Origin of the sequence: uncultured Campylobacter sp., from assembly GCF_937996225.1 — a bacterium.
GTDB lineage: Bacteria > Campylobacterota > Campylobacteria > Campylobacterales > Campylobacteraceae > Campylobacter_B.
Genome location: NZ_CALKTC010000063.1, coordinates 58458 through 65939 on the forward strand (window position 1 = coordinate 58458; position 7482 = coordinate 65939).

Consider the following 7482-nt stretch of genomic DNA (forward strand, 5'->3'; position numbering starts at 1 on the left):
AGCAGCGAGAGTTAAAATTTTAAAATTTGCTCGCTTAACTACTCCGCGCGATAAATTCGCTAAAAGTTATCTCGCGGGCGTGGAATTTAACTCCGAGCGAGGCGAGTTTGTCTTGCAGCGGTAGCGACAGCTCCTCTATGCCGCTAAATACGCAAAGCGGCAAATTTTGCGTCCTATCTTTGGTCGTCGCAAAGCTCTCGTCGTCAAAAATTTTCTTTAAAAACACGAGCGTTTTTACCTTATCGGCACCCAAGTTCTCGATGAAAACGCTGAAATATTTATATCCCGGCTCCTCGCGTGCTTCATCTTGCTGCGCGTAGTCGTCCACCAGCTCGCGATAAAATTCGTTGTTTAAATCCGCAAGCGGCGCGATCAGCTCAATAGAGCAAGGCGGCTCAAGCGCGGCAAGTGCAGTTAAAATTTCTTCAAATTTAACGATGTCGTCCGCAACCTTTATCGCCTCCCAAAAGCCCGCGCCGTGATAGGCGAAGTAAACGGGTGAGGCATCCCCAAGAGCAAAATCCACGAAAAACGGATCGTCCATGCCGTTACGCGCGATGACCCGCCAACTCTTGCGCCACTGCTTGGGTGCGTCGTTTGCTAGCTCCTCGCTCGTTTTGCGGCTAGCGAGCCTATACCCCCTCCTGAAAACTCTCAAACTCGCCCTCGTCAGGATAGAAAAACGGCAGCAAAATGCACTCCGAAACTATGCGTTTGCGGATAAAATTTCGGATCAAATTCGGGATTTGCACGGCGCTGCCTTTGGGTCAAATTTGAGCCAATTTTAGCAGAGTTTTTAGTTCGCATAAAATTTACGTTCAAATTTGACAAATACGAAAGAAAGTAAATTTACGTTCAAATTCAACAAATTGCAAATTTGAGCGTAAAAAGACAAGCGGAAGTAATCGCGAGATGATTTTGAGAGTTGTGCAGAAATTTTAAGTCAAGGCTAGACAAGTAGTCTGCCGCAGACTTAAAATTTCAAATCTCTCTCAAAAGCACTCGCGAGACGACGCGCTAAATTTTATAGCGACTGCAAAATTTTAGGTTTACCAAACGCCGTAATCGGCTTAATCTCCCCCTTAAATTTCTCGATTTGCGCTAGCACGGTGTGAGCCGAGTTGCTTTGCGCGAGACTTGACGTGCCTTTATCAAAAGTAAGCACATTTACGCAGCCGTGTTGGCAGAGGCTTTTCTCGCCCCAAACCTCGGGATCGTACCATGCACCTTCGCAGATCGCTGCGACGCGCTCAGGCACGATGTCGGTGATGAGCACGCCCGCTAAAATTTCGCCGCGATCGTTGAAAACGCGCACGATGTCGCCCGTAGCCAAACCGCGCGCTTCGGCGTCTTTTGGATTGATAAGCACCGGCTCTCTGCCGCTAACTTCGGCAAAATTTCTGATGATCGAGTTGTTTAGCTGGCTGTGCAAGCGGTAGCGAGAGTGCGGGCTTACGATGTGAATCGGGTACTTCGCCGTCTTTTTCGCATCGCCTAGCCACTCTTTAGGCTCGATCCAAGTAGGCATCGGCGGGCAGTCGGCATAGCCCATCTTAGCGATCGTTGGTGAGTAAAGCTCGATCTTGCCAGATGGGGTGCCTAGGCGGTTTTTGGCGGGATTTTCGCGAAATGCCGCAAGGCGCGTATATAGCGCGCTACTCTCGTCGTCCTTTTCAAAGCGCACGAAGCCTTTATCGTAAAATTCCTCGAAGCTAGGCATCGTTATATTTAGACCTTTGGCTTGCTCTGCGGCATCGGCGTAGAATTCCTTCATCCAGCCTAGCTCGTCCTTGCCCTCGCTAAAGACCTCGCCATATCCCCAGCGCTTGCAGATCTGCTCGCAGATCCAAAAGTCGCTCTTGCTCTCGCCCATCGGCTCGATTGCAGGTCTATAAGCGACTATATATTCGCCCGTAGCGCCCGTTTGGTTGATGTCGTTACGCTCGACCTCGATCGCGACGGGAAGCACGATGTCGCTAAGTTTTGCGGTGCTCGTCCAGTACGGCTCGGCGGTGATGACGGTGTCAAATTTACGCCACTGCCTCACAATATTATTCACATCTTGATGGCGCGTAAACATCGATCCGCACGCCATATAAGCGACTCTCATATGCGGCAGCTTGATCTTGGTACCGTCATAATCGATCTGCTTGCCCGGATGCTCCAGCGCCTCTATGCTGCGAGAGGACGGGATGGTGATGTTTTTCGCGTTTTTCCAAGGCGCAGAGCCCGTGTTTTCGTATTTCTCATCTATGCGCGTGCTAAGTCCCTTTAAAATCGGAGCCACTTTATTCGTAGCGCCCGCGGAGCCGTAGCCCAGGCTAAATTCAAAGCCGAGACCCTCCTTGCCGATATATCCCAGCATCGCATTAAGCGCCACTAGCGCCCAGAAAGGCTGCTCGCCGTGATCTGCGCGCTGCAAACCGCGACCGATTAGGATCGTGGTCGGCTCCTTTGCAAGTGCCGTAGCAAATTTCGCAATAGCCTCCTCGCTAAGCCCGCAAATTTTGCTCGCCCAAGCTGCGTCCTTTACGATTTTATCGCTCTCGCCTAGAAAATACGCTTTAAATTTATTAAATCCGACGGTGCATTTTTTGATAAATTCCTCGTCGTAGAGGTTGTTCGTAAACAGATAATGGCACATACCGATGATGAGCGCAGTGTCGGTGTTTGGGCGCACAATGATATCTTCGCTGCCGAAGTAGCGCGCAGTGTCGTTTCTCATCACGTTTACGCTGTAGGTTTTGATGCCCGATTTTTTAAGCTCTTGCATGCCGATGTAGCCGTCGTGCGTAGGCGGAATGGATGAAATTTGATTGGTTACCGCAGGATCGGTCGCCCAAAATACGACGTTTTTGGCGTTTTTGACGATCGCTTTCCACGTAGTAGGCGCGTCGTAAACGGCGCTTGAGCCCAGCACGTGAGGCATGATGACAAGCCCCGCGCCAGTCGAATAATCGCCGCTTTCCTCTACGTAACCGCCTAAAATTTTAAGCATTCGGTGCGCTACGGTGCGTCCCCAGCCGATCTTGCCGCTGCCGCCCCACCAGTAGCACTCGCCGTAGATCGCCTCGGCGCCGTATTTGTCAAAGTTTTCTTTCAAAGCCTTCGCCGCTAGATCAAGGGCTGTGTCCCAGCTAACCCGCACAAACTCCTCTTTACCGCGCAGTTCGCTCTTTGCCGCGCCTTTTGCCTTTAGATAGCTCTTGCGCACCATCGGATAGAGCACGCGGTTTTCGTTTTGGATATTATCGGGCAGGCTGTAATTCATCGTATTTGGAAATTTATCGCCTTCGAAATCGCTTACCGAAACGATCTGCGATGAGTTTAAATTTAGCCAAAAAGTGCCGAATCTATTTGCGCCGAATACCTTTTTGTTATCAAAAATCGTCTGCGTTACCCCCTCGATCCTGCTAGCGCTTGCCGCGCTTGCGCCTAAAATCCCTGCCTTTAAAAAGTCTCGCCTTTTCATCTGATCTCCTTTATCATTCAGGTTTTTTTGCGTTGTGTTGTAGATATTTTATGATCAAATTTAGCTCGTCGCCCTCGAGCGCTACGTAGTTTGCATTGATCATCTCTTGTAAATTTGCAGGCCATTGATTTGCCGTAAAGCTATTCGGCTCGTGAAGCCTATGACACGCCGAGCAGATCTGCTCGTAGTTTGTCTTTGCCTCCGCATAAAGCGCCTTAGCGTCCTTGGCTACGGCATCCGAGCCGACATCGTAAATCCCCTCGACCTCGTACCAGATCTCGCCGTAATCGTCCTCGAGCTTTTTGCCCTTTTTAAAATTCGCTTCGGCCTCGTTCGTAAAAATCGCGTAAATTTCAGCCTCTTTCATATTTTTTTGGATCTGAAGTTGATAGTTTTCGCTCACGACGCCTTTAATTTTAATCTTGGTAACGCCACCTTCGCTGGATAGCACCTCGATCGGCGTTAAAATTTCAGCCTCGCCGATTGCTTTGCCGTCTTGCGAGATCGTAGCGGTTTTAGAGATTACCTCGCCGCCAAAAAGCGAACACGCACAGATAAATGAGATAAAAATTTTCCTCATAAAGTATCCTTTCTAGGTTATCTTTAACGCGAATTATAAATCAAAGATAAATTTAAATTTGTCGCGATTGCGACGAATTTATCCTTTTTATGTAAAATTTACGTGAAATTTTATGCAAAGAGCTGCTATGATAGATAGACTAAATAACGATTACAGCGAGAAATTCGACTTTTTAAGCAGGGAGCGGATTGCCAAATTTAGGCGCGAAAGCTACGCTCGCGGCGACGTGATCTACGCGCAAAAGTTTAAATTTATCATTCTGCTGCGCGGCAAAGCGAAGCTAAACTGTTACGAAAACGGCAAGGAATTTATCTTTAGCTTCGTAAAAAGCGGCGCCTACGTCTGCTTGGATAAAAACACGAGCCTTGAAATTTTAAGCGACTGCGAGACGCTGCAGATCAATATCTCGGAGCTTTTTGAGCTGCTTGGAGACGAGTTTGCAAGCTCAATCATAAACGCGCTTATCAAAAACATCTACTCGCAACGGATTTTAATTAAAGAGATCGTCTTTGCGAAAATCCAGACGCGGATTTTAAATTTTCTAAATCGCATCGCAAACGCAGACAAGATCGTGGAGCTTCCCTTTAATATAATGACGCTTGCAAGCCTGCTCGGCGCGCCTCGCCAAAATGTCTCCCAAGCGATTACGAAGCTAGTAAATGACAAAAAGATCGTGAAATTAAAGGGCAATAGAATTAAAATTTTATAGTTCGGATCTGCGCGGCGGATCTAAATTTAGACGAAAAGGATTATTTTGAGCGGAACCGCCTCATAAAATAAAGGGCTAAAACCAAAATGAGATTAGCCCTAAATTTAGCTTATTTGCGAAGCTTATGTATGTGCTGCAAAGCTATGGATTAAAAAATAGAGCCTCTGCTTGCAGGTCGCAACGGATCGTCTCCAAAGCGGTTACGTCCATTAGTGCCTTGCTGGATAAAAAACACGATCAATACTACCGGGCCTATTATCGGGATAAAAATTAACAGATAAAACCAGCCACTTCTATCGGTATCGTGCAGACGCCTTACCGCTACGGCAATAGAAGGTAAAAGTATTGCTAATAAAAAGATTGAGTTAATGAAACCGATCATTCTACCGGAACTCGTAACGGCATAGGTGCCTAAAAAACCGTCCAGTACTAATGTTACGATTCCTAAAAGTGCCGCAAATAATGCAAACCACCAGTACTCTGAACGTGGTGCACGCCCCTCAAAATTGCAATAATTCTCTTTGAGACAAGTGCGAACAGACTCTATAAAAGTCATCTCAAACTCCTTTTTAAAAATAAGATAAATTATATAACAATGGCACTTAAATTTGTCCTTTGTATTGATTAAATTTTAAAATTTACCTTCGCCGCCGCGCTGTCTGGCAAATAAATTAAAATTTATCTCGAATGGGCTTAATAGCGAGCTGTTTGATAAGCGGAGGAGAGTAGGTTAGGCGGAAGAAATTTTGCTTTTTCGCTCGCGCTAAATAACAAAGTAGGGCGGCTGCGACTAGCACAATTATAATAGCGATTTTATCTGCTTTACACCGCCATATAGCCGCTCAAATTTTAAAATTTACTTCTCTTTGCGGCTTAAAATTTTAGAAATTTTTGCAGCGTCGTAAGTTTTTGCCTGCGCTTTTAGAAACTCGCAAAGCTCTTTCTGCTCGCACAGACCTCGCGAGAGCAGAAATTTCGCCGTCATCTCGTCATCCAGCACCACAGCTACTTTGATAAGCGTTTCGATCTCCTTTTTATCAATGCTCGCAAAGCTTTGGAATTTTAAAATTTCGTCCAAATAGCGTAATCTCTCGTCGCGGAATTCTTTAAATTTGGCTCCCGCGGCAAACTCCCTCGCAGCAAGCGGTAGCGCCTCTTTATATCCGAGAATAGAAACGTTGTTGTCACTTAAAAATATTAATTCGCTGCCCGCAACCGAGCCGACCACATCTTTCGTATCTCGCGCGCCGTTTGCAATCAAAAACTTAAATGCCTCGAAATTATCGTTTGCCGCGGCATCTCGCAGCAGCCCGCTAGCCTTGACGTCCGCGCCGTTTCGCACCAAAAGCTCTAAAAGCCGCATCGCATCGGCTTTATCAAAATGGTAAAGCTTCGCTATCTCGCTGCTAAATTTCGAGCCGAAAAAGATCGCGAGCTTTAGCGGCGAGAAATAACCGCCGTCTCCGCCGTAATTGAGATTTGGTTTAAATTTAAGGATTTTTTCTATCCGCTCGAAGTCAAATTTTGAATTTCGTAGCACCTTCGGATTAAAAATGAAAGCGGTGAAAATTCTATCTTTAAACTCCCCGAAATCCTCGTCGATCCTGCCCCTGTTTTGCGCCGCGAAGGCTAAAAGTGCGTCCAAGCCCGCATCTATCTGCGCATCGCTAGCATTTTCATCGTAAAAAATTTCAAAATTTGGCTGCGGCAAATTTGACGCCGCCTGTTGCGTAGTAGAAGCCGCATCCTCTTTAACGGCGCCGAAAGCGCAGCCCGAAAGCAAAAGCCACAAAAAGATAAAATTTTTCATATTGCCCTCGCTTAAATTTTGCGCGATTATATCAAATCTAAGGCTAAATTTAACGGCGTCTTGAAATTTCATAAAAAGCAAACGGCAAATAAATTTAGCCCAAAAAAGCGCCTTTTGATTTTAATTTCGCTAAAATTAGCCATAAATAACCTAAACAAAGGAGCGGCAAATGAAACTACTTTTTACTTTGATCTTGCTTTGTGCGGGGCTTTTTGCAAACACGCTGCAAGAGATCAGAAATAGCGGCGTCATCAGAGTCGGCGTCAGAGATGGTAGACCGCCTTTTAGCGAGATTAGCGGCGGTAAATTTGAAGGCTTTGAGATCGAGCTTGCCAATGCGATCGCAAAGGCGATTTTCGGTGCCAAACAAGGCGAAGTGCAGTTTGTCTCTCTAAGCGCCGCCGATCGCGTCTCGTATCTAGTCAATAATAAAGTCGATATAGTTGCAGCTACCTTCGTCATCGATTCGGCGCGCAAAAATCATGTAGACTTCTCGATGCCGTATTTTTCGACCAATCTCGGCGTACTAACTCGCAAAGCGGATGCCATCAAAGATATATCGCGTTTGCGCGATATGAGACTCATAACCGAAGAGGGCACGACCGTAGATAATTACCTCAAAAAAGAGAAATTTAGCAACGTAAGCTACTGCAAAAACACAAGCGAATGCTACGCGATGATCCGTGACGGCAAAGCCGACGGATACATCAACCTTAACATCACGGTGCTAGCCTACGCCGTCGTGGACGATACGCTCGAAGTGCCGTTTCAAAACTTCGGCAAGCCCGATTTCATCGGTATTGGCGTGCAAAAGGGAAATAAGGAGCTGCTTGATTTCATCAACGCAGAGCTTGTTAAGCTAAGCAAAGAGGGCTTTTTCAAAAAGGCTTATGAGGACACTTTCGAGCCAT

Annotated in this window: 7 protein-coding genes; 2 read left to right on the top strand and 5 right to left on the bottom strand. The window is 46.5% G+C overall.

The window, feature by feature from the left end; all coding sequences use genetic code 11:
* Window positions 1-34: 34 nt before the first annotated feature.
* The 3 genes from Q0174_RS07485 to Q0174_RS07495 all read right to left on the bottom strand — a co-directional run bounded on the left by Q0174_RS07485 (window position 35) and on the right by Q0174_RS07495 (window position 4052).
* Window positions 35-658 carry a hypothetical protein gene (locus tag Q0174_RS07485; RefSeq protein WP_298042958.1) on the bottom strand — a complete coding sequence of 208 codons (624 nt, stop codon included), beginning with the start codon at window positions 656-658 and terminating at the stop codon, window positions 35-37.
* 366 nt (window positions 659-1024) lie between these two features.
* Entirely contained in the window at window positions 1025-3472 is a 2448-nt protein-coding gene (locus Q0174_RS07490) for a molybdopterin-dependent oxidoreductase (protein WP_298042961.1), read from the bottom strand.
* Window positions 3473-3485: 13 nt separating this feature from the next.
* Window positions 3486-4052, bottom strand: a complete 567-nt coding sequence (locus Q0174_RS07495) for a hypothetical protein (RefSeq protein WP_298042963.1) — start codon at window positions 4050-4052, stop codon at window positions 3486-3488.
* A 127-nt stretch (window positions 4053-4179) separates the two neighbouring features.
* Here Q0174_RS07495 and Q0174_RS07500 point away from each other — a divergent pair, with 127 nt between their 5' ends.
* On the top strand, window positions 4180-4761 hold the full coding sequence (locus tag Q0174_RS07500; RefSeq protein WP_298042966.1) for a Crp/Fnr family transcriptional regulator: 582 nt from the start codon (window positions 4180-4182) through the stop codon (window positions 4759-4761).
* 148 nt (window positions 4762-4909) lie between these two features.
* Here Q0174_RS07500 and Q0174_RS07505 read toward each other — a convergent pair whose 3' ends face one another.
* Both Q0174_RS07505 and Q0174_RS07510 read right to left on the bottom strand, forming a co-directional pair.
* Entirely contained in the window at window positions 4910-5317 is a 408-nt protein-coding gene (locus Q0174_RS07505) for a DUF805 domain-containing protein (RefSeq protein ID WP_298042969.1), read from the bottom strand.
* A 300-nt stretch (window positions 5318-5617) separates the two neighbouring features.
* Window positions 5618-6643, bottom strand: a complete 1026-nt coding sequence (locus tag Q0174_RS07510; RefSeq protein ID WP_298042972.1) for a hypothetical protein — start codon at window positions 6641-6643, stop codon at window positions 5618-5620.
* 97 nt (window positions 6644-6740) lie between these two features.
* Between Q0174_RS07510 and Q0174_RS07515 the strand changes: the two genes are divergently transcribed.
* The coding region (locus Q0174_RS07515; RefSeq protein ID WP_298042975.1) for a transporter substrate-binding domain-containing protein at window positions 6741-7482 on the top strand (742 nt) is incomplete at its 3' end.